The organism is Rahnella sp. Larv3_ips (assembly GCF_003697865.1).
Taxonomy (GTDB): Bacteria; Pseudomonadota; Gammaproteobacteria; order Enterobacterales; family Enterobacteriaceae; genus Rahnella; species Rahnella rivi.
The window spans coordinates 1056336-1077398 of the sequence record NZ_MJIB01000004.1 but is presented as its reverse complement, the minus strand read 5'-3'; the positions used below and the strand labels follow the sequence as shown (position 1 = coordinate 1077398).

At 57.4% G+C, this 21063-nt stretch carries 15 protein-coding genes; 6 read left to right on the top strand and 9 right to left on the bottom strand.

The features are described from left to right. Positions 1-22 precede the first annotated feature (22 nt). Positions 23-874: an AraC family transcriptional regulator gene (locus ED901_RS07175; RefSeq protein ID WP_122095447.1), complete on the top strand. Its 852-nt coding sequence runs from the start codon at positions 23-25 to the stop codon at positions 872-874. Positions 875-898: 24 nt separating this feature from the next. On the opposite strand, the gene ED901_RS07170 is transcribed toward ED901_RS07175, so the two are convergent. Further along, positions 899-2287, bottom strand: coding sequence for a CoA transferase (locus ED901_RS07170; RefSeq protein ID WP_122095446.1), 1389 nt, complete (start codon positions 2285-2287; stop codon positions 899-901). Positions 2288-2676: 389 nt separating this feature from the next. Between ED901_RS07170 and ED901_RS07165 the strand changes: the two genes are divergently transcribed. Next, entirely contained in the window at positions 2677-4332 is a 1656-nt protein-coding gene (locus tag ED901_RS07165) for a glucan biosynthesis protein D (RefSeq protein ID WP_122095445.1), read from the top strand. 141 nt (positions 4333-4473) lie between these two features. Here ED901_RS07165 and ED901_RS07160 read toward each other — a convergent pair whose 3' ends face one another. Further along, a complete protein-coding gene (locus tag ED901_RS07160) occupies positions 4474-4656 on the bottom strand; it encodes a hypothetical protein (RefSeq protein WP_056780449.1) in 183 nt (60 codons plus the stop codon). Between the two features lie 390 nt (positions 4657-5046). Here ED901_RS07160 and ED901_RS07155 point away from each other — a divergent pair, with 390 nt between their 5' ends. Then, the gene (locus tag ED901_RS07155; protein ID WP_122095444.1) at positions 5047-6144 is read left to right on the top strand and encodes a glycerol dehydrogenase; all 1098 of its coding nucleotides are present in this window, start codon (positions 5047-5049) and stop codon (positions 6142-6144) included. A 33-nt stretch (positions 6145-6177) separates the two neighbouring features. On the opposite strand, the gene ED901_RS07150 is transcribed toward ED901_RS07155, so the two are convergent. Next, entirely contained in the window at positions 6178-7464 is a 1287-nt protein-coding gene (locus ED901_RS07150; protein ID WP_056780443.1) for a DUF445 domain-containing protein, read from the bottom strand. A 149-nt stretch (positions 7465-7613) separates the two neighbouring features. Between ED901_RS07150 and ED901_RS07145 the strand changes: the two genes are divergently transcribed. The 3 genes from ED901_RS07145 (at position 7614) to ED901_RS07135 (ending at position 12701) form a co-directional block, all read left to right on the top strand. Further along, positions 7614-9272: a multidrug ABC transporter permease/ATP-binding protein gene (locus ED901_RS07145; RefSeq protein ID WP_122095443.1), complete on the top strand. Its 1659-nt coding sequence runs from the start codon at positions 7614-7616 to the stop codon at positions 9270-9272. 29 nt (positions 9273-9301) lie between these two features. After that, on the top strand, positions 9302-10120 hold the full coding sequence (locus ED901_RS07140; protein ID WP_122095442.1) for a hypothetical protein: 819 nt from the start codon (positions 9302-9304) through the stop codon (positions 10118-10120). A 151-nt stretch (positions 10121-10271) separates the two neighbouring features. Next, positions 10272-12701 carry a DUF3772 domain-containing protein gene (locus tag ED901_RS07135; protein ID WP_122095441.1) on the top strand — a complete coding sequence of 810 codons (2430 nt, stop codon included), beginning with the start codon at positions 10272-10274 and terminating at the stop codon, positions 12699-12701. A 677-nt stretch (positions 12702-13378) separates the two neighbouring features. Here ED901_RS07135 and ED901_RS07130 read toward each other — a convergent pair. The 6 genes from ED901_RS07130 to corA all read right to left on the bottom strand — a co-directional run bounded on the left by ED901_RS07130 (position 13379) and on the right by corA (position 21062). After that, positions 13379-16519 (bottom strand): efflux RND transporter permease subunit, encoded by a 3141-nt coding sequence (locus tag ED901_RS07130; RefSeq protein ID WP_122095440.1) that lies wholly within the window; start codon positions 16517-16519, stop codon positions 13379-13381. After that, positions 16516-17757: an efflux RND transporter periplasmic adaptor subunit gene (locus ED901_RS07125; RefSeq protein WP_122095439.1), complete on the bottom strand. Its 1242-nt coding sequence runs from the start codon at positions 17755-17757 to the stop codon at positions 16516-16518. The genes ED901_RS07130 and ED901_RS07125 overlap by 4 nt, the downstream gene beginning before the upstream one ends. Beyond that, positions 17754-19010 (bottom strand): TolC family protein, encoded by a 1257-nt coding sequence (locus ED901_RS07120; RefSeq protein WP_122095438.1) that lies wholly within the window; start codon positions 19008-19010, stop codon positions 17754-17756. The genes ED901_RS07125 and ED901_RS07120 overlap by 4 nt, the downstream gene beginning before the upstream one ends. 14 nt (positions 19011-19024) lie before the next feature. Beyond that, positions 19025-19360, bottom strand: a complete 336-nt coding sequence (locus ED901_RS07115; RefSeq protein WP_122095437.1) for a copper-binding protein — start codon at positions 19358-19360, stop codon at positions 19025-19027. 101 nt (positions 19361-19461) lie between these two features. Further along, the gene (locus ED901_RS07110) at positions 19462-19881 is read right to left on the bottom strand and encodes a hypothetical protein (RefSeq protein ID WP_056780421.1); all 420 of its coding nucleotides are present in this window, start codon (positions 19879-19881) and stop codon (positions 19462-19464) included. A gap of 173 nt (positions 19882-20054) precedes the next feature. Next, positions 20055-21062, bottom strand: a complete 1008-nt coding sequence (corA, locus tag ED901_RS07105; protein WP_122095436.1) for a magnesium/cobalt transporter CorA — start codon at positions 21060-21062, stop codon at positions 20055-20057. Position 21063: the final 1 nt, after the last annotated feature.

The following is a 21063-nucleotide window of genomic DNA, read 5'->3' as shown; positions in this document are numbered from 1 at the left end:
TTATGCGTAAAGGACATCCCGAATGCCGGTATCAGATTATCTTGAACGTATTGCCCTTAATGAACGTCAGGTTTCTTTTAACCGGATGAGTCGCGGCAGCGCTAATTATTTCCACTGGCATCAGTGTCTGGAATTACTGTTTGTCAGCCGGGGTTACGGCATTGTGATTGTTGATAATCAGCAATACACCTTAAAACCGGGGCGCCTGTTCGTGTTTCCGCCGTTCAAATTGCACAAAGTGTTTGTCGAAGCAGGTGAAAATAACGCCTATGAACGCACCACGGTTCATCTGGATCACCAGCTGCTGGACGGCTGCCTGCAATCTTTCCCGCAGCGTCGCGCCCGGTTTGCCAGGTTGTGGGATCCCGACCGCGCCGCCCACATTTTTGACCTGAGCGACCACGCCGCGCACATTGAGGTGATCCTCGAACAGTTCAACCAGCTGACCGAGCAGCAAACACATCAGTGGGAGGAAATCGCGATGCTGGTGTTGCAGCTGATGGCCTTTATGCCCGCGCAGGGCGATACGCCGAAAACGGTCAGCCGCACGACGGCGTCAAAGGTGATGCAGTGGATTGAAGAAAATTATGTGCAGAAATTTTCGATGGCCAGCCTCTCGGCGGCGGTAGGGCTGTCAGAAAGTTATATCTCACGGGTTTTCGGGCAGGAAACCGGCGGTTCTGTTCAGGATTATCTGGCCACGCGCCGGGTGAAGCGCGCCTGCGAGCTTTTACGTTTAACGGATCAGTCAGTGGAAAGTATCGGTCTGCAATGCGGATTCGCGGACGCGCCATACTTCATTACCCGCTTCAAAAAAATGATTGGAAAAACGCCGCTGCAATATCGCAAGGCGGCGTTTTCATTATTGCAGTGAACTGGCTATATTGCAGTGAAATGACTATGCCTTCCGCCAGCTGGCAGGGGATGTGCCGAGCGCAGAGGCAGGCAAATCCCATTGCCACGCGGTGCCCTCAAGCTGAACGGGCGCACGTAAGCGCCAGCCCGGCCCCCAGACGGTATATTCCGGCTGCGACGAGTAGTCTTCTGCCTGCGCCGCAAAAAACCGCGACGCAGACGCTGTCTCTTGTGCCCCGGAGGTCATCAGTTCACGGGCAGTACGTGCCAGCGACAGCCGTGTTTCACTGCCCTGATGCGTTTCGACGCGCTGTGCTAACCCCTGAATCACCGCTGCCGCCATCAGATAACCGGTGACGTGATCCAGCGCCTGAACCGGCAGCGGCACAGGCTTATTCTCGCCCGATTGCAGCATACCCTGTTGCGCGATCCCGCAACTCATCTGCACCAGGCTGTCGAACCCGCGCCGCTCGCGCCACGGCCCGCTCCAGCCGTAGGCATTCAGACAAACATCCACCAGCCCCGGCGACAGGGCGCGCCGCTGTTCACTGCCATAACCGAGTTTGTGCAACGCACCGGCGCGATAGCCGTGAACGATCACGTCCGCCTCTCGCAGCAAGGTTTCAAAACGATGCCTGTCCTGCGGGTTGTGCAGGTTGAGCCGCGCGCAACGTTTACCTAACGTCACGTCGGCTTCCTGGCCCGGTTCATCCCAGCCAAACGGGTCGATGCGCAGCACATCCGCGCCCAGTCCGGCCAGAAAACGCGTGGCTACCGGCCCGGCAATGATGCGCGTGAGATCGAGGACGCGCACGCCTGCCAGCGGACGCTCGCGGCCCAGGGCCCATGCAGGTGGCGTGGCAGGCGGGCAAAGTGCGCGCTGAAACAACGGCTCACTGACCAGCGATTTTCCCTGCACATGCTGCTGCCACTCACCGGCGCTGAACATTTGCGCGGCACAACCTCCGGCCAGCACAACCGCCTGTTCCAGCTCTGCTTTCTTCCACAAAGCCACCCGTGGCGCCAGCGCCTCCCGGTGGTTTGCCTTGCCCAGCACCGTTTCGACGACGTTGCGATGGGCGGGCGCATTGGTGTGAAGACGGATCCAGCCGTCGGCGGTAGCGTAATCACCGGCCAGACTGTCCCAGACCGGAGGAATTTCCCAGCCGTCAGGTTTGATGCTGCTCTGACACCACAACGACGCCAGCCGGCGGTCAACGGTGACAGCAGGGGTAATGCCGTCTTTCAACGACAACAGATGCGACAGCGCCTGCGCCGCCACCGCCACGGACGCTGTGATGAGCGTTGTCACCGGATAATAAGCCGGTAAATCCCCTTCACCGGTCACATGCAGCGCCGCAGGCAGGCGGTCCCTGCCGGTGAGTTGTGCATACAGCGCGCGGGTTCGTTCCGGGATGTTTTCATCAGACATACTGCGACTCCAGAAGGCGGATAACGGAGTTACAAATTTAGAACATTTTGGCCGCAGCGTGCCAAATGAGGGAGAGAAGTGCCCTGAACCGCACGAAATTCAGGGTTCTGTAACAGAATGCTCCTAAAACGCCTGCGTGAATAACCACCAGACTATGCCCCGCAAAGTGCGGTTAGGGAACCTGCCCGCAGCCCCTGACCGGCGGGGGCTGCGCGCTTTCAGATGTGCTTACTTTTACAAGCAAAATATTAGCTGAATGCATTCAATTTCTTATACTCGGCGGGTGAATTTTACGTTAGCCTTGAGGTCGAATTTTTTCGAACACCGCGGGGGCGGCGCCCTGAGGCGATGCCCCCAGATTTTTGCCCAGTACAGGAAACGAATCTGGCATGGAACGAAGAGCATTTATTCAAGCTTCAATGGCATTCGCCGCCTGGTGCGGTGTGCCGGCTATGTCCACACTGTTCACCGGTTCCGCTGAGGCGGCAGAGGCGAACGTGGCAGACGGCGGCGAACTGCCGTTTGATTTCAACGCCCTGCAAAAGATGGCGAAGGACTTAGCGGATAAACCCTATGGCGGTGCGCCGCAGCCTTTACCTAAAACGCTGGCTGAGCTGACACCGCAGGCCTACAACGCCATACAGTACGATCACGCCCATTCCTTGTGGAACGGATTGCAGGACCGGCAGCTCGACGTCGAACTGTTCCACGTGGGCATGGGCTTCAAACGTCGCGTGCGCATGTATTCGGTGGATCCGGTCAGGCACATGTCGCGCGAAATCCATTTCCGCCCTGAATTGTTTAACTACCATGACGCAGGCGTGGACACCAAACAGCTCGAAGGTTTCTCCAATCTCGGCTTCGCCGGTTTTAAGGTCAACAAAGCGCCTGAACTGACGCGCCGCGACGTCGTCTCTTTCCTCGGCGCCAGCTATTTCCGCGCGGTGGATGACACCTATCAGTACGGCCTTTCTGCCCGTGGCGTGGCGGTGGATACCTTCACCGATCAGCCGGAAGAGTTCCCGGATTTCACCGCGTTCTGGTTCGATACGCCTAAACCGGGCGATACCACCTTCACGGTGTATGCGCTGCTCGATGGCCCAAGTATCACCGGTGCCTATAAATTCGTGATCCACTGCGAACCGACGCGCGTGGTGATGGAAATCGAAAACCATCTTCATGCCCGTGAAGACATCAAACAGCTGGGCATTTCTCCGATGACCAGCATGTTCAGCTGTGGCACCAGCGAGCGTGGCCGTTGCGACACCATCCATCCGCAAATTCATGACTCCGATCGCCTGCAAATGTGGACCGGCAACGGTGAATGGATTTGTCGTCCGCTGAATAATCCGAAACGTCTGCAATTTAATGCGTTTGCCGATAACAGCCCGAAAGGTTTTGGCTTGCTGCAACTCGACCACGAGTTCAACAATTATCAGGATGTGATTGGCTGGTATAACAAACGTCCGAGCCTGTGGGTGGAACCGGTCGGTGACTGGGGGAAGGGCGCGGTTAACCTGATGGAAATTCCGACCACCGGCGAAACGCTGGATAACGTGGTGTGCTTCTGGCAGCCGGAAACGCCGGTGAAATCCGGCGCTGAGTTCAGTTTCAGCTACAAACTGTACTGGAGCGGTACGCCGCCGCACCGTAGCCCGCTGGCCAATGTGCTGGCTACGCGTACCGGTATGGGCGGGTTCCCGGAAGGCTGGGCGCCGGGTGAAAACTATCCGGCAGTGTGGGCGCGTCGTTTCGCCATCGACTTCGTCGGCGGTGAACTGAAAGCTTATGCCGACAAAGGCATCGAGCCGGTGATCAACGTCTCTCACGGCCAGATCAAGAATATCGAAATTCTGTATGTCCAGCCGTTCGACGGATACCGCATCCTGTTTGACTGGACTCCGGACAGCGATTCTGTCGCACCGGTCGAACTGCGCATGTTCCTGCGTTCCGGTCAGACCGCGTTGTCAGAAACCTGGCTGTACCAGTATTTCCCGCCAGCGCCTGAAAACCGCAAGTACATCGACGACCGCCAAATGCGCTAACCCGCAGCGGCGTTAAAAAACAAAAAGCCCCGATTCGCTCGGGGCTTTTGCTTTTTACTGACTTGTTTTGCAGATGCACCGGACACAGGATCTGCGTTGGGTAAAACAAGGGTACTCAGCTGACGAAGGCGAAGACGGCAATCAAAACGCCTTAACCAGCATTCCTGTCTGCGGTTGTTGCTGAGGATTTCTCAGCGCCGCGTCGAAAGATTTTTCAACCTCTTTCAACTGTTGTAAGAATTCTTGTGGCGAGAAGTCGTGTGGTTTGCTGCTCATATAAGCCAGGGCCAGTTCTTTGGCGTTGTAACGCTGAAAGTTATACATGCTGTTCCTTATTCATCTCAGAGATTATTAATGGGATGGCTAACAGCAAGCTGGTGTACTCAAACGGCCTGCCACTGCTTACGACGTGCTGCCAATGGACTGCATTCTACGGAAAAGATTGATAAGTAAAAGCTGGTGCTGTTTATGCATTTGATAGCTGAAACCTAACTCATCTCGGTTTTTTGCTTGCACATCCCAATAGTCTTTTCAGGTGATTAATTCATCAGGCCACTGTCTCTGCGGAGGAAAGCCTTCATCCTGCTCAGAGAGAAAATTTCTTTGCCAGTCATGCTGTTAATGTGAATTAAAAGGGTGGGCGCGGGCAGCCTGCTGGGGTAGGCTGAGGGGAGTCATTCACATCTCAATGGTCTACGAAAAGAGGTTTTTATCATGAGTAAATTTATCTTCTCTTCGCCAAGAAAGTACGTTCAGGGAAGCGGTGTGCTGGATGAGTTAGGGGATTACCTGCCGGCGCTCGGCGGGAAATCTTTCCTGATTGCTGATGACGTGGTCTGGGGCATTATCGGCGAGCGCGTAAAAGCATCGCTGAGCGCCGCACAGGTCGAATTTCATTATGAACGTTTCAACGGCGAAGCTTCTGCCAGTGAAATCAACCGTCTGGCGGCCATTGCCCGCGAAGCGGGCACGCAGGTGGTGGTCGGTCTTGGGGGCGGCAAAACCCTCGATACGGTAAAAGCCATCGCGGATGAACTAAAACAAAACGTGGTGATTGTGCCGACGGTGGCCTCAACCGATGCGCCGTGCAGTGCGCTGTCAGTGATTTACACCGACGAAGGCGTGTTTGAATCCTACCGTTTCTACAACAAAAACCCGGATCTGGTGCTGGTCGATACCCAGGTGTGCGCTCAGGCGCCGGTGCGGTTGTTTGCCTCCGGGATTGCAGACGGTCTGGCGACGTTTGTGGAAGCGCAGGCGGTGTTGCGCTCGCACTCCCACTCGATGGTAGGCGGTGACCCGACTATCGCCGGGATGGCGATTGCTGAAGCCTGTGAAAAAACGCTGCTGACCTACGGTTACAGCGCCTATACCGCCGTTGAGCAAAAACTGGTGACGCCAGCCGTCGAAGCGGTGGTGGAAGCCAATACGCTGTTGTCCGGTCTGGGCTTTGAAAACGCCGGTCTGGCGGGTGCTCATGCGATCCACAACGGATTCACCGCGATTTCCGGCGACATTCATCACCTGACGCACGGTGAGAAAGTCGCCTACGGTACGCTGACGCAGATGGTGCTTGAGCAGCGCCCTGACGAAGAGATCGCCAAATACGTGCGCTTCTACCGTTCAATTAAAATGCCTACCACGCTCAAAGAGATGCATCTGGAAAATGAAACCTTTGCCAGCCTGGTAAAAGTGGGTGCACTGGCGAACGGCGAGGGCGATACGCTGGGCAACCTGAATCCGCATCTGTCGGCAGAAGACGTTGCCAGCGCCATTCTGGCGGTCGATGCGTTCAGCAAGTCTGTGAAGTAAATAGTGCGTCCTCCCCTGCGCGGGGAGGACATTTCAGAACCGCGCCATCGCCCACGGCAGTACCACCGGCAGTTGCGACAGCAGATACAGCACCAGCCCGATAAACGCGCCGACCAGCGTGCCGTTGATGCGGATAAACTGTAAATCCTTACCAATGTTCAGCTCGATTTGCCGCGACATATCACGCGGATCCCAGCCTTTGACCGTATCGCTGATGTGGCGGGTGAGGAAGGTGGCGAAATCCGGTGCGAGTTTACCGGCGATGGTTTCCATTTGCAGATTCAGCGACGCTCGCAGTTTTTCATCCTGTGCCAGCGCATTTCCCAGCCACTGGCCGGATTCGGTGACTTTGACAAACACCCGCGAATCCTCGCTTTCTAAATCTTCCTTCAGCCAGTTACGCATGTCGCCCCACAGTTGCAGCACGTAGGCGTTCAGCTTCTCGTCATCTTTCAGGTACTGCTTAATTTCTTCGGCTTTCTGCGCCGTCGCCGGGTCGTTTTGCAGCTTCCAGATAAAACTCTGTACCGAGCGGTCAAAGCCTTTGCGGAAGGCGTGGGTTTTATCGTTGCCCATATCATCGAGCACCGAATTCACCGCATTGGACACCATATCCGCGCCGTTGCGTCCCAGCCAGCCGGTGGGCAGCAGTTTGGCCGTCAGCGGGTGTTCACGCTTCATCCAGCCGACGATTTGCGCCGAAATAAACTGCCGGGTACTGTCCTTTGCCAGCAACACTTCCAGTTGATCCATTGCCTGATCGAGCAACTCCTGATGGCGGCCATTTCGGGTCAGGCTTTCCAGCAGCGTGGCGATGGACGACGAGAGATCGATTTTGTCGATCACCCGGTACAACGCGCGGCGAATCAGCTGCGCGATGCGCTGATCGTCAGTGACATCCAGAAAACCGCGGATCATTTTAATGGCGTAGCGGGCAAAACGTTGGGCGTTGTCCGGTGCGTTCAGCCAGTCGGTCAGCATCCGCGCCGGATCGTGCTGGCGGATAAGGTTAATCAGCGTGGCGGGTGCGAGGAACTTTTCCTGCACAAACACCGCCAGATTGTCGGCGATTTTGTCTTTATTTCGCGGGATGATCGCCGTATGTGTGGAAACAAACGGCACCGGCACACGGCGGAACAGCGCCACCACGGCGAACCAGTCGGCCATTGCGCCGACCATAGCGGCTTCGGAAATGGCTTTCAGCCCGGAAACCCAGAAATTGGGTGGCAGAAAAAGGGTGATCACAAACAGGGCCGCAGCAATCAGCAGCAGCCCCAGCGCGTTACGTTTACTTCGGCGAAGTTCTTGTTCTTTATCCATGGCCCCAGTTTAGGAAGCGAAAAGCAGGCTGTCAGCTTTTTTCTCCGTGGCGAAGAGAGTTGATAAAATGAGAATTATTCTTGATATGAGACAATGTCTCATTAAACTGCCTGCAATCAGGTTTCTGGCATTCACAATGAGAGCATTTCATGGAGTTGTTACGCGTCGTTTTTAAGCAGTATCGCTGGCCGTTTTTAGGCGTCATGTTGCTGAGCCTGCTCAGCGCCATTCTGGGCATTGGCCTGATCGCGTTTATCAATCTTAAACTGATAGAAACAACCCACGCTTCCCTGATGGTCTTGCCGCAATTTCTCGGCTTATTGCTTCTGCTGATGGTGGTGACCCTCGGTTCACAACTGGCGCTGACGATTCTCGGCCACCATTTTATTTACCGTCTGCGCGGCCAGTTCATCAAACGTATTTTAGATACCGACATCGAGCGCATTGAACAAATCGGCAACGCGCAGCTGCTGGCCAGTCTGGGCAGCGATATCCGTAATATCACCCTGGCGTTTGTCCGTCTGCCGGAGCTGGTGCAGGGGATTATCCTGACCCTCGGTTGCGCGGCGTATCTGGCCTGGCTGTCACCGGAAATGCTGCTGGTGACCGTCATCTGGCTGGTGATCACCATTGTCGGCGGTTTCAAACTGGTGTCGCACGTTTACAGCCATCTGGCGAAAGTGCGTGAAGCGGAAGACAAACTGCAAACCGACTATCAGAAAGTCATCGAAGGGCGCAAAGAGCTGGCGCTTAACCGCGAACGGGCGCGCCATCTGTTTGACGATGTTTACCGCAAAGATGCCGAGGAGTACCGCTACCACATTATCCGTGCCGATACCTTCCACCTGAGCGCCGTGAACTGGTCGAATATCATGATGCTGGGGGCGATCGGGCTGGTCTTCTTTATGGCAAACACGCTGGGCTGGTCAAATACCGATGTCGCCGCGACCTATTCCCTGACGCTGCTGTTCCTGCGCACGCCAATGCTGCAGGCCGTGGGCGCGTTGCCGACGCTGCTCAGCGCACAGGTGGCCTTTGGCAAACTGAAAGCCCTGAAACTGGCGCAATACCAGGAGGACTTCACGCCGCCGGTGGTGACGACTCGCTGGCAGACGCTCGAACTGCGCGATCTGGTGTTCAGCTATGAAGGCAAAGAAGATCATGCCGGTTTTGGCATCGGGCCGCTGAACCTTACCATCACCCGTGGCGAACTGGTGTTCCTGATCGGCGGCAACGGCAGCGGAAAGTCTACCCTGGCGATGCTTCTGACCGGGCTTTATCACCCGCGCGGCGGGCAAATATTGCTCGACGGCGTTGCGGTTACCGCACAGAACGCGGAGCAATACCGGCAGATTTTCTCGGCAGTATTCACCGATTTCCATCTGTTTGGTCAGCTGATGGGGCCGCAGGGGCAGGCACCCGATCCGCAGGTGGTGGAAGACTGGCTGCAACGCCTGAAAATGAAAGAAAAACTTCAGTTCAGCGGCAACGAAGTGACCAATCTGCAACTCTCCGCAGGGCAGCGTAAGCGCGTGGCGCTGCTGCTGGCGGCGGCCGAGGGGCGCGATTTTCTGTTACTGGATGAATGGGCTGCCGATCAGGATCCGCAATTTCGCCGGACGTTTTATCGCGAACTTCTGCCGCAACTGCGTGACATGGGCAAAACCGTACTGGCAATCAGCCACGATGATCACTATTTTGAACACGCCGATCGCCTGCTGGAAATGCGACAGGGTAAACTTAAAGAGCTGCACGGGCAGGAGCGCGCTGACGCCAGCCGCGATGCGGTCGCACAAATCGGTCTTTAAGCGACGTTTTTCGAGATAAAGGAACACTCATGAACTGGAACGAAGTGATGGTGTGGGGCATCAGCGGTGTGGTGCTGGCGTCGGTGCTCAGCCTGTTACATAAAAAGGGCAAACTGGGCCGCGTGCCCGGCATCATCTTGTTTGTCGTGCTGATTGTGGGCGGCGCAATAGTGTGGGGCGGGGTGATTAAGCCGCGCGTCATGGGCGAAAGCGAAGAGCAGAAAATCGACAGCGCGCTCGCCGAACTGCCGCTGTATGGCACCATCAGAACACAGGAACCGGCGCTGTATGCGCAGATCCGCCGCGATATTTTGCAGATGAAGAAGGAAGGGAAACCGCAGCAGGAAGCCATTGATACCGTGAAACCGAGGGTGTCTGAGCTGCTCTCTGCGCGCATTGTTCATGCGCCGGATGCGGCGGTGAATGCAGCGATGCAGGTTAATCTCGAAGAGATGCAGACCCTGCTGGCGCGCAAAGACGGCTCCTGCTTTAAGTTTCTCTATCCGCAGGTGAGCGGCGGGGTGAACACCGCGCAGGTGCTGCCGCCGGAGCTGTTCCGCAAAGATCTGAGTACCATGAACGATTTACTGCTGGCGACCGGGCCGGGTCAGACCAATCTGCCGGTGGCGGTGAGCACCGAAAAAGTCATCCTGATGATGGCGCCGGTGCGCGAAGCGCTGGGAAATATGTACGGCGATCAGTTGCAAATGTTCAGCGACCTGACCAAACCGGATGTCGATCGCGAAAAAGTGTGTGAGATTTCCATCAGCCTCTATTCCGGCATTCTGGCGCTTCAGCCCGCCGATTCGGCGGCGATCCTGCGCCAGATGCTGGGTAAACCCAACTGATCCCCACGGACGGTACGCGCCCGCGTGCTGTCCGTGAAGAGACTGATTCAGACAAACAGACAATCCCTACTACTTTTCCGACTAAGAACAGGTATTCTTAGCCGGAAATTCATAAAACAATAATTTACCGAACTTCCGGAATCCTTTTTCTATGCAAAAATTGTTAAGAATGCCGCTGTTGCTGGCATTGTTGTCATGTCTGCTGATGACCCCCACGCTGAGTCAGGCCGATGAAGCCACCGGCCAGCCGGATGCCCAGCAGCCGGTGAAAGTCAACGCCACCACGGCGTTACCTGCGCTGCAAAAACGTCTGGATCAGCTCAAGCAGCAGGTGTCGGCGGCGAAAACCGATAAGAAATTTACCGGCCTCAACGACGGCGCGCAAAAGCTGGCCGAAGACGCCGACAAACTGGCCGTGGCGCTGGCACCGCAGTTGGAAGAAGTGCAGGCGCAACTCGACGTTCTCGGCCCCGCGCCGGCGGCGGGGACGCTGACTGAAACGCCTCAGGTGGTCAGCCAGCGTAATAAACTCAACAACAGCAAAACGTTGCTGACTACCCAGATTGAACAAACCAAAGGTATTGCGACCGGTGCGCGAAATCTGTCCTCGCAGATTTCCGGGATGCGCCGTGACGCGCTGAAAACTCAAATCGCGCTCAATACCGGCAGTATTCTCGGCAGCAATTTCTGGTCACCGCTGATCACACCAAATGAAGACGATGCCGCGCGCTTTGACGATTTTGGCTCGCAGGTCAGCGATGCCTGGACGCAGGCGTGGAGCCCGGACTGGCGCGTCGGCACGGGCATTTATCTGCTGCTGGCGCTGTTGATTGGCGTGTTTGGCCGGAAAACGCTGGATCGCCCGATGAACTGGATCCTGCCGCGCTGGTTGCCGCAGGGGCGTTTTCGCCGCAGTTTCCTGGCCTGTTTCACCACCCTGAGCACCACCTTTACGCTGGGCATCAGCGTCCAGTTACTCGGTTTTATCTTCACCCGCCTGCCGGACACCTCGCAGTGGGTGAATGAATTTGCCGAACAACTGGTTGAACTGACCTATTTCTCAGCGGTGATCGCCGGTCTGGGTATCGCGTTACTGTCTAACGGCCATCCGTCCTGGCGTTTACCGGGCATCGCTGATCCGCTGGCGAAAACGCTGGCGTCATTCCCGGTGTTGCTGGCGGGCTTTATTTTCCTGTTCGGCATTATCGAACAGCTGAACAATCTGGTCGGCGCGAGCATCGCCGCCACGCTGTTTGGCAATGGTCTGGCGGCGTTGCTGGTGGCGCTCAACTGCCTGATTGCGCCGCTTCGCGTTAACCGTATGCGCCGTAAAATGCGCGCCGACGGTGAGCAGACCGAAGCGCGCTCCACGCTGGCCGGGCTTATCCATCTGGTGATCAGCCTGACGGCCTTCGTCATTCTGATCGCCTTGCTGATTGGCTACATTCCGCTGGCGCGTTTTGTCACTTTCGAACTGTTGTGGATCGGTCTGGTGGTTTGCAGCCTGTATCTGCTGATTCACTTCTGGGTCGATCTGTGTGAAAGCGTGTTTTCGGCGACCACACACAGCGGCAAAATCCTGAAAGGCACGCTGAGCGTCAACGATCGTCACCTGTCGCTGGCAGCGACACTGTGCTCGGCGCTCGGTAAAACAGCGCTGTTGCTGATGGCCGCCGTTGCGTTGCTTAACGGGACGTTCGGCACCACCACGCCGCTGGAATTGCTGAGTAAAATTGTCGACATGTGGGGCGGTAAAGGCCTCGAAAGCCTGAACATTATTCCGGCGCACGCGGTCAATGCGGTGCTGTGTCTGGTGGTGGGCTGGTACGTGCTGCGCTCCGCCAAGCGCTGGCTGGACAACGATTTCCTGCCAAAAACCATGATGGATCGCGGCATGCGCGCCTCGCTGGTGACGCTGTTCACCAACGTGGGTTATGTGCTGATCATCATGCTGACGTTGTCATCGCTGGGCATTGAGTGGAACAAACTGGCGTGGATCGTCAGCGCCTTGTCGGTCGGTATTGGTTTCGGTTTACAGGAGATCGTGAAGAACTTTATCTCCGGTCTGATCCTGCTGACGGAACGTCCGGTCAAAGTGGGTGATTTGATCAGCATCAGCGGTGTGGAAGGGGATATTCGTCGTATCAACGTTCGCGCCACCGAAATTCAGCTCAGTGATAAATCGACGGTGATTGTGCCGAATTCCCAGCTGATTTCGCAGAACGTGCGTAACGCCACCATGGGTAACGCGCAGGGCGTAGCGACCATTGTCCTGACTTTCCCGCTGGACATCGACCCCGAGCAGGTACGCACGTTGTTACTTGACGCCTACAACCTGCACGAAGCGATTCTGGAAAACCCGCCGCCGTCCGTGAGCTTTAAGGAACTGGGGCCGACCGGCATCGTGCTGAGCGTCACCGGTTACGTCAACAGCCCGCGCATGGTAGGCGGAACGCGCAGCGACCTGCTGTACGAAATCCTCAAGATGCTGCGCGCTGCCGAAATCAGCCTCAGCCAGACCCAGACCATGGTGTTGGAACAGCCGCTGGCGCGGATTGCGGCGGCAGAAGAATCCTCATAGTTCAAGGTCGTGGGCGCCGGCCCACACCGGGTTAAGGGGCGTAAACGCGCCCCTTAACAATCCCGCGTTTTTTTAACTGCGTGCTGTCGCTCGCGGGCTATGTTTCAGTTACTCCTGCTATTGCCGCAAACGCCGCCGCTGCGCGGTTCTCTCATTTCAGGTTCGGACCCGCTCGGAAAAACACCCTCGCGGTTTCTCACCGTTCATTCGACGTCGTTTTGAGCGCGGCCAGAGGCTTCTTAAAGCACAACCTCACCGTTTTCGACTTTATAAATCAAAAATAAATCAAAAAATTAAGTCTCAATAATCATCTGAATTACATAGCCATTGGCCGCACTCAAAAATCATCTGAATTACATAGCCATTGGCCGCACTCAAAAATCATTTGAATGACATAGCCATTGGCCGCGCTCAAAAATCACGCCGAAGGGAGTGGTGGAAAACCGCGCATGTTTTTGCGCGGGTTGTAACCCGACCGGAGGGTACCGCGAAGCGGCGGGATTTTGCGGCAATAGGAGGAGTTTCTGAAACATAGCCCGCGAGCGGCAGCGCGCAGTAAAAAGACGGGGGAGATCCAAGAGGGGCCCGTCCTGGCCCCTTTTGGGCGGTTTCGGCGCAGCGCGTTAAGTGATCACCACACGTGAGAAACCGAAACTCTCTCGATTAACCCTAAACGATTACTCGCTATTCAGCGACTTAGCCCTCTTCCTATGAATTAACAAATACACCGCCGGGATCACCAGCATTGAAAGCAGTGGCGCGCTGACCATGCCGCCGATCATCGGGGCGGCGATGCGTTGCATCACTTCCGAGCCGGTGCCGCCGCCCCACATGATCGGCAGTAAACCCGCCATAATGGTGGCGACGGTCATGGCCTTTGGCCGTACGCGCAGCACCGCGCCGTGGTGAATCGCCTCGCACAGCTGTGCTTCAGTCATCTCCCCCCAGGTTTTCTGCTGGCGCTGCACCGCCTGATTCAGATACAGCACCATGATCACCCCAAACTCCGCCGCCACGCCGGCCAGCGCGATAAAACCGACGGCAGCGGCGACCGACAGATTGTAGCTGAGCAGGTATAATAGCCAGATGCCGCCGGTCAGGGCGAAGGGAAGCGTCGCCATGATCAGCAGCGCATCCCGCACGCTGCTAAACGTGACGTACAACAACACGAAGATGATCAGCAGCGTCACCGGCAGCACGATTTTCAGTTTTGCCGTGGCGCGCTCCAGATATTCAAATTGCCCCGACCAGCTCACCGTGACGCCTTCCGGTAATGTCACCTGCTGATTCACCGCCCGCTGCATCTCTTCGACGGCAGATTTCAAATCGCGGCCGCGCAAATCCACATAAATCCAGTCCGACAGACGCGCATTCTCGCTTTTCAGCATCGGCGGGCCGTCGGTGACCGTGACGGATGCCAGCGCCGACAGCGGCACCTGCGCGCCGGAGGCGGTCAGTACCGGCAAATCGCGCAGCGCCTGCACGTTATCGCGTAACTCGCGTGGATAACGGAGGCTGACGGGATACCGCTCGCGGCCTTCCAGGGTTTCACCGATGTTTTCACCGCCCACCAGCGTTGAAATCAGCGACTGCAATTCCGTCACCGTGACACCGTAACGTGCTGCCTCCCGGCGGTTGATAGCAATATCGACATAGCGGCCACCTTCCAGACGCTCAGCCAGCGCCGAGGTGACGCCCGGCACGGTTTTGACAATGTGCTCAATCTGCTGCGCAACCGCTTCGATCTGCGCAATATTATTGCCGTTCACTTTGATGCCTACCGGGCTTTTGATGCCGGTAGCCAGCATATCCAGCCGGTTACGGATCGGCGGCACCCAGACGTTGGCGATGCCGGGCAGTTTCACCGCGTTATCCAGCTCGGTGATGATTTTGTCCGGCGTCATGCCAGGCCGCCACTGGTCACGGGGTTTAAAGCGGATGGTGGTTTCAATCATGGTCAGCGGTGCAGGGTCGGTGGCGCTGTCTGCCCGTCCGGCTTTGCCAAATACGCTGGCGACTTCCGGCACGGTTTTGATCAGGCGATCGGTTTGCTGCAACAGCCGCGCCGCTTCGCGGGCGGAAATCCCCGGAAGCGTGGAGGGCATGTACAGCAAGTCCCCTTCATCCAGCGCGGGCATAAATTCGCTGCCCAGCTTTGCCAGCGGATACAGCGACACCAGCAGAAATAGGCCGCTGAATAACAGCGTGGTTTTCGGGCGTTTCAGCACCGCGGAAAGCACCGGCTGATAGGCGGCGATAAGCCAGCGGTTGACCGGGCTGGCGTTTTCATCCGGGATTTTCCCGCGAATAAAATACCCCATCAGCACCGGCACCAGCGTGATGCCCAGCCCCGCGGAAACCGCCATCGCATAGGTTTTGGTGAATGCCAGCGGGGAGAACATCCGGCCCTCCTGCGCCTCCAGTGAAAACACCGGAATAAACGACAGGGTGATGATCAGCAAACTGCAAAACAGCGCCGGGCCGACTTCGGTTGCCGCACGTTCAGACACCTTCCAGTAATCTGCGGAGGTCGGTTGCTGCCCCGGATGATCGTGCCGCCATTGTTCCAGCACTTTGTGCATATTCTCGATCATCACAATCGCCGCATCGACCATCGCCCCGATGGCAATGGCGATCCCGCCGAGCGACATAATATTGGCGCTGACCCCCTGATAGTGCATGACGATAAACGCGCCGAGAATGCCGAGCGGCAGGGTGATGATCGCCACCAGCGCCGAGCGGAAGTGAAACAGAAACAGCGCGCAGACCACCGCCACTACCGCGAATTCTTCAAGCAGTTTATGTGACAACGTCACGATGGCCCGTTCAATCAGCGGCTGGCGGTCATACACCGGCACGATCTCCACGCCCGCCGGAAGGGTGCGGGCCAGCGCATTCAGACGCACTTTCACCGCTTTCAGCGTTTCCAGCGCATTCTTGCCCGAGCGCATCACAATCACGCCACCGGCCACTTCGCCTTCACCGTTCAGCTCCGCCACGCCGCGCCGCAGTTCGGGGCCGGTGCGCACGGTGGCGACGTCAGAAATTAACACCGGAATGCCGTTGCTGGCCGTCACCACCACGTTGTTGAAATCTTCCAGGCTTTTCAGATAACCGGAGGTGCGCACCATGTATTCGGCTTCGCCCATTTCCAGCAGTGAGCCGCTGCTTTCCTGATTGGCACTTTGTAATGCTGTCACCAGTTGCTGATGCGTCACGCCACGGGCGCGCATCCGCTGCGGATCGGCCACCACCTGATACTGGCGCACCATGCCGCCAATACTGGCGACCTCGGCCACATCCGGCACGGTTTTCAGATCATAACGCAGCGTCCAGTCCTGCAGGGCGCGCAGCTGCTCGAGGCTGTGTTTGCCGGTTTTATCCACCAGCGCGTATTCGTAAATCCAGCCGACGCCGGTGGCATCCGGCCCCAGCGAGGCTTTGGCCCCCGGCGGCAGCGTGGACTGCACCTGACTGAGGTATTCCAGCACCCGTGACCGCGCCCAGTAGGGATCGGTGCCGTCGTCAAACAGCACGTACACGTAAGCGTCACCGAACATCGAAAAGCCGCGCACGGTTTTCGCGCCCGGCACGGAGAGCAGCGTCGTGGTGAGCGGATAGGTCACCTGATCTTCAATAATTTGCGGCGCTTTGCCGGGGTAACTGACGCGCACAATCACCTGCACGTCCGAGAGATCCGGCAGGGCGTCGAGCGGTGCTTTCTGCAATGACCAGATACCCCAGGCGGCCATGATCAGCGCGGCCAGCAACACCAGCAGCCGGTTTTTCAGCGACCAGCGGATCACGGCGGCAATCATAAATCACCTCCGTGCTGATGCGCTTTTGCCGGCGCGGCTGCCGCGGGCAGTGCGCTGCGCAGGCTGGCTTCGGAATCAATGAGGAATTGCCCGGAGGTCACCACAGACTGACCTTCTTCCAGGCCGGAAAGCACCTGCGTCCAGCCATCACGCGTCGCGCCGGTCGTCACTGCCTGCGCAGTGAAATGCCCATTGCCGTCGTCGAGCAGTACCGTATTGCGGCTGCCGGTCTGGATCAGCGCTTCCTGCGGGATCGCCAGAACCGGAGCCTGTGACACGGCGTCCAGCGCCATCGTCAGGTACATACCGGGGCGCAGTTTATGTTGCGAATTCTCCATTACCACGCGGGCTTTCAGCGTGCGGCTGACGGCGTCTACGTCCGGCAGCAGTTCGCTGATGGTGCCGTGGAACAGCTCGCCGGGCTGGCTGTCTGCGCTGGCAGTGACCTTGCTCCCTGTCTGGATCTGACTGGCGGCGGAGGGAGGATAATCGATCACAATCCATACCTGTTGCAGGCTGGTCAGTTCGAACAGCGGCTGCGTGGCGCTGACCTGCGCGCCTTCGCGTACCGCAAGCTGGCTGAGATAGCCGTCCACCGGTGCAATCACGTCGATACGGGTTTGCGGCTGACCGGTTTTCTCGACGCGGCGCAGCACGTCCTCGGGCATAAACTGTAAGGCCAGACGCTGACGGGCGGCGGCGCTGAGGCTGCGGTCACCCAGCTGGCGTACGGCCAGATATTCCTGCTGCGCGGCGGTCCAGTCAGGGATCCACAACGTCGCCAGTTTCTGGCCTTTTTTTACCTGCTGCTGGCTGGCGGCAACGTAGAGTTTTTCCACCAGACCGGCGGCGCGGGCAGAGACGGTACGCAGGCTGCGCTCATCGGCGGCGACCGTGCCGTAAAAGTTAAGCGGGGCCGAGAGGATCCGCCGCTGCACTGTCTCGCTGCGCATCCCCAGATTTTGCTGCTGACGGGCGCTGACCGTCACGCCACCATCGTCTTCCACGTCACCGGCGTAACGCGGCAACAGATCCATATCCATAAAGGGGGATTTTCCGGGTTTGTCAAAACGCTGATCCGGCGTCATCGGATCGTACCAGTACAGTACCTTGCGTGCGGCGGGCGCGTCAGAAACCTGCGTTGGCGCGGGGACGCTGTGGCGTCCGGCAAGGTAACCGGCGGCCAGAGCGGCCAGAATGGCGACGGCCAGCAGGCTGTAATTTTTCGCGGATGTCATTGAAGATCCTCCTGTGGCGCGAGATAGCGCAGGGCGACCCAGAAACGGGCGGCTTCCAGTTCGGCGTTACGCCCGGCCAGCTGGCTGTCGAGCAGGCTGAGGCGCGCGCCGAGTACATCATTCAGGCTGCTTTTCCCGGCGCGATACTGCGCCTGGATCACGCCAATACGCTGCTGTTGCAGCGGAATGACATCCTTCACCTGCCGTTGCCACAGCGTGACGGCGGCCTGATATTGCGTCACCAGCGTGTTCAGCTGCGCCTGATGATCCCGCGTCAGCTGTGCCAGCCGGTCGTTGCTTTCCATTGCCATCGACCGGTCGGCGGCATGATCTTTGTCCTGTCGCGAGGCGGTAAACAGCGGTAAATCGACGGTAAACATGATGCCTGCCATGTCGTCATAATCGTCGGCACGGTGGGCGTAATACACTTCGACACCCACGTCGGGCAGCGCGGCAATCGCCGATTCGGAGGATTTCGACTGCGCGACTTCCGCCTCGCGCCGCGCCTGCAGAATTTCCGGGTGCAGGCTGACGCTGTCCGCCTGCTGCGCGCTGGCGGGCAACGCACTGACCGCAGGCACCTCACCACGGATGTCAGGGTGATCGATGCCCGTCAGCTGACTCAGACGGGTGCGCGCCAGCTCAACGTCACGTTTCGCCTGGGTGAGAGTGTCCTGCATGGCAATCAGGGTCAGACGGGCGTCGAGCACCGAGGCAGGCAGGGCGCTGCCGCTGCTGACGCCGCCGCGCTGTACACCAATCTGCCGCTCACTTTCTGCCACCAGCGACCCGGCCTGGCCGACGTTCTGCTCGCCGATCGCCAGCGCCATCCAGGCCAGCGCGGTGTCACGTTGCAACCGGGCGCGGATACTTAGTGTGCCCGCCGCCACCTGCCGCGATTCGGCGCGCAGGGTGTCGGCCTTACGCTCGCGTTTCGTGCTGCTGACGTAATCCTGCATGATGCCGATGCGCTGCATGGTCATGCCTTCACGGGTAAAGCGGCGAGTGTTATTGCCACCGACCGGCAGGTTCTCAATGCCGAATTTCAGCTTCGGATCCGGCAACTGCATGGCGGCGTCCGCGCGGTTATCCAGCGCGTTGATCTGGTGGCGGCTGGCGGAAAGCTCAGCGGAATATTCCTGCGCGGCAACCAGCGCCTGCGGCAGGGAAACGGGTGTGGCAAAGGCGCAGACCGGCATAAAAGCCAGCAGCCAGTGCCACGTCACCCGAAGGCGACGCGGTAAAGTCAGCATGTGTAATTCCCCTGTCAGCGTGTCAGCGGCGTGAGTGTCTGCAACTGATACGCAGACTCAGTTTTGACGAAGCTGAAGGCAACCGGTGTTCCGGCGGGCAGGGCGTTGGCGGTGATCTGTGGCGGCAGACGGAAGTTCATGGTCATGGCGGGCCATTTCAGTGCAGGAATGGCGTGATGGGAAATCCCCACGCGATCGGCCTGCCACTGAGTGATGATGCCTTCGGATTGATAAACCGTGGCGTCTTGTTGCATCGCCCTATGATCGTGACCGGCGGGCATGACATCCGCGAAGGAATAAACGGAAATAAAGAAAAGACTAACAGAGAATAAATTAAATAAAGCGCGCATGGGAAATACTCCAATACTGTCATAAAGGAAAGTTGCCATTAATCTGGCAGGGTAATTTCATTTAATTTCGGATGCGGAAAAACATCCGCGACAGCAGGGCGCTATTCTCTGTATCGGCAAAACCGGACTTCGGCGGGAGGAGCGATAACCGGCGGGGCAGTCCAGTCAGCCGTGGTGACGGCGGCGCTGGCATCGACGGTGATCAGGGCTAACGTCTGGGCGACCGGCACGGCCAGCAGCGGCACGGTGCCGTTATCAGACGAGGTTCTTTCCGGGACGCAATGCTTCTCGCACAACACCGACTGACTCTGCATATGCGCTTGTGTATCAGGCATTTGCATGAACTGGTTGTGTTGCATTTGGGTATTTTCCACCGGCGGACGCAGGTCACACGGGTGGCTGGCGAGCGCCAGCTGAGCGTTCAGTACCAGCCAGCATAACGCGAACAGCAACGCACTGACCCGCTTGCCTGGCAAGCGTAGTGAATGCATAAACTGTGAAATCGCGAAGCGAACTGACATAGAAATACTATTTCCGGCGGGAAAGATGCGAATGAGTATATAAGTATTCTTCGCAGGCAGGGAAGCGAAAATAGATAAAAGCGGAAGTTAACGCGTGAGAAAGGGATAATAAGGCGAATAACACCGGAAAGTGTTATTCGCATGTAACTGTTATGCATTAATCAGGTAATAGATTATAACCAGCCGGACTTTTTCAACTTCCAGTATAACCATACGCAACCGACAAACGTCACGCCGAGCGTCACCGGATAACCCCACCAGTCGTCCAGTTCCGGCATGTTTTTGAAGTTCATGCCGTACAGACTGAACACCACCGTCGGGATCGCCAGAATTGCCCCCCAGCCCGCCAGACGCTGCACCACCTCATTCTGATGCACTGACACCAGCGCCAGATTCACATGCATGGCGTTGGAGAGCATTTCGCGCATGTCATCGGTGGTTTTTATCACCTGATTGGCGTGATCCTGCACATCGCGGATATACGCGCGCAGGCCCTTCGGCACCAGCTCTTCGTAATGGTGGCTGAGCTGATTACAGATATCTTCCATTGGCACGGCGGCGTTGCGCAGCGACAGCAAATCGCGGCGCAGTTTATACACCTGCTGCACCGCCTGCTGATTGAAGGTGTTCTGGAACATCAGCTTTTCGATGGCATCGAACTGTTCGGTGTACTGATGCAGGATTTCCAGATAGTTATCGACCACGGAATCGAGCACACAGTACAGCGCATACGCCGGGCCTTTACTGAGCATGTCCGGCCGCTCTTCCGCGTGTTTACGGATTTCTTTATAACTCGATGACGCGCCATGACGGACGGTGATCAGGAAGTTCTTGCCCAGAAACAGGTGCGTTTCGCCGTACTCGATGCTCTCTTTAACCTTCTGCGCGGTGTGCACAACAATAAACAGTGACTCGCCGTACTGTTCTATTTTTGGCCGCTGATGGGCGGTCAGTGCATCTTCAATGGCCAGATCATGCAGGCCGAATTCTTCCTGAATGCTGCGCATGTAGCTGTCTTCCGGCTGCCACAGCCCGAGCCAGACAAATGTATCCGGCTCTTTGAGCACTTCGCTGATGTCTTCGACCGTGACGTCCTGCAAACGCTTACCGTCGCGGTAAGCCACGCTGTTGATCACTGAATCGCAGCTGGGTTTTTTATCTTCTGTTGCAATGTCGTTCATG

Bases quoted from the DNA above. Each gene is read 5' to 3' on its own strand.
- ED901_RS07140 (WP_122095442.1), top strand. From the start codon at position 9,302: ATGAACTGGAACGAAGTGATGGTGTGGGGCATCAGCGGTGTGGTGCTG.
- ED901_RS07165 (WP_122095445.1), top strand. From the start codon at position 2,677: ATGGAACGAAGAGCATTTATTCAAGCTTCAATGGCATTCGCCGCCTGG.
- ED901_RS07155 (WP_122095444.1), top strand. From the start codon at position 5,047: ATGAGTAAATTTATCTTCTCTTCGCCAAGAAAGTACGTTCAGGGAAGC.
- ED901_RS07145 (WP_122095443.1), top strand. From the start codon at position 7,614: ATGGAGTTGTTACGCGTCGTTTTTAAGCAGTATCGCTGGCCGTTTTTA.
- ED901_RS07160 (WP_056780449.1), bottom strand. From the start codon at position 4,656: ATGTATAACTTTCAGCGTTACAACGCCAAAGAACTGGCCCTGGCTTAT.
- ED901_RS07110 (WP_056780421.1), bottom strand. From the start codon at position 19,881: ATGTCAGTTCGCTTCGCGATTTCACAGTTTATGCATTCACTACGCTTG.
- ED901_RS07115 (WP_122095437.1), bottom strand. From the start codon at position 19,360: ATGCGCGCTTTATTTAATTTATTCTCTGTTAGTCTTTTCTTTATTTCC.
- ED901_RS07135 (WP_122095441.1), top strand. From the start codon at position 10,272: ATGCAAAAATTGTTAAGAATGCCGCTGTTGCTGGCATTGTTGTCATGT.
- corA (WP_122095436.1), bottom strand. From the start codon at position 21,062: ATGAACGACATTGCAACAGAAGATAAAAAACCCAGCTGCGATTCAGTG.
- ED901_RS07120 (WP_122095438.1), bottom strand. From the start codon at position 19,010: ATGCTGACTTTACCGCGTCGCCTTCGGGTGACGTGGCACTGGCTGCTG.
- ED901_RS07125 (WP_122095439.1), bottom strand. From the start codon at position 17,757: ATGACATCCGCGAAAAATTACAGCCTGCTGGCCGTCGCCATTCTGGCC.
- ED901_RS07150 (WP_056780443.1), bottom strand. From the start codon at position 7,464: ATGGATAAAGAACAAGAACTTCGCCGAAGTAAACGTAACGCGCTGGGG.
- ED901_RS07175 (WP_122095447.1), top strand. From the start codon at position 23: ATGCCGGTATCAGATTATCTTGAACGTATTGCCCTTAATGAACGTCAG.
- ED901_RS07130 (WP_122095440.1), bottom strand. From the start codon at position 16,519: ATGATTGCCGCCGTGATCCGCTGGTCGCTGAAAAACCGGCTGCTGGTG.
- ED901_RS07170 (WP_122095446.1), bottom strand. From the start codon at position 2,287: ATGTCTGATGAAAACATCCCGGAACGAACCCGCGCGCTGTATGCACAA.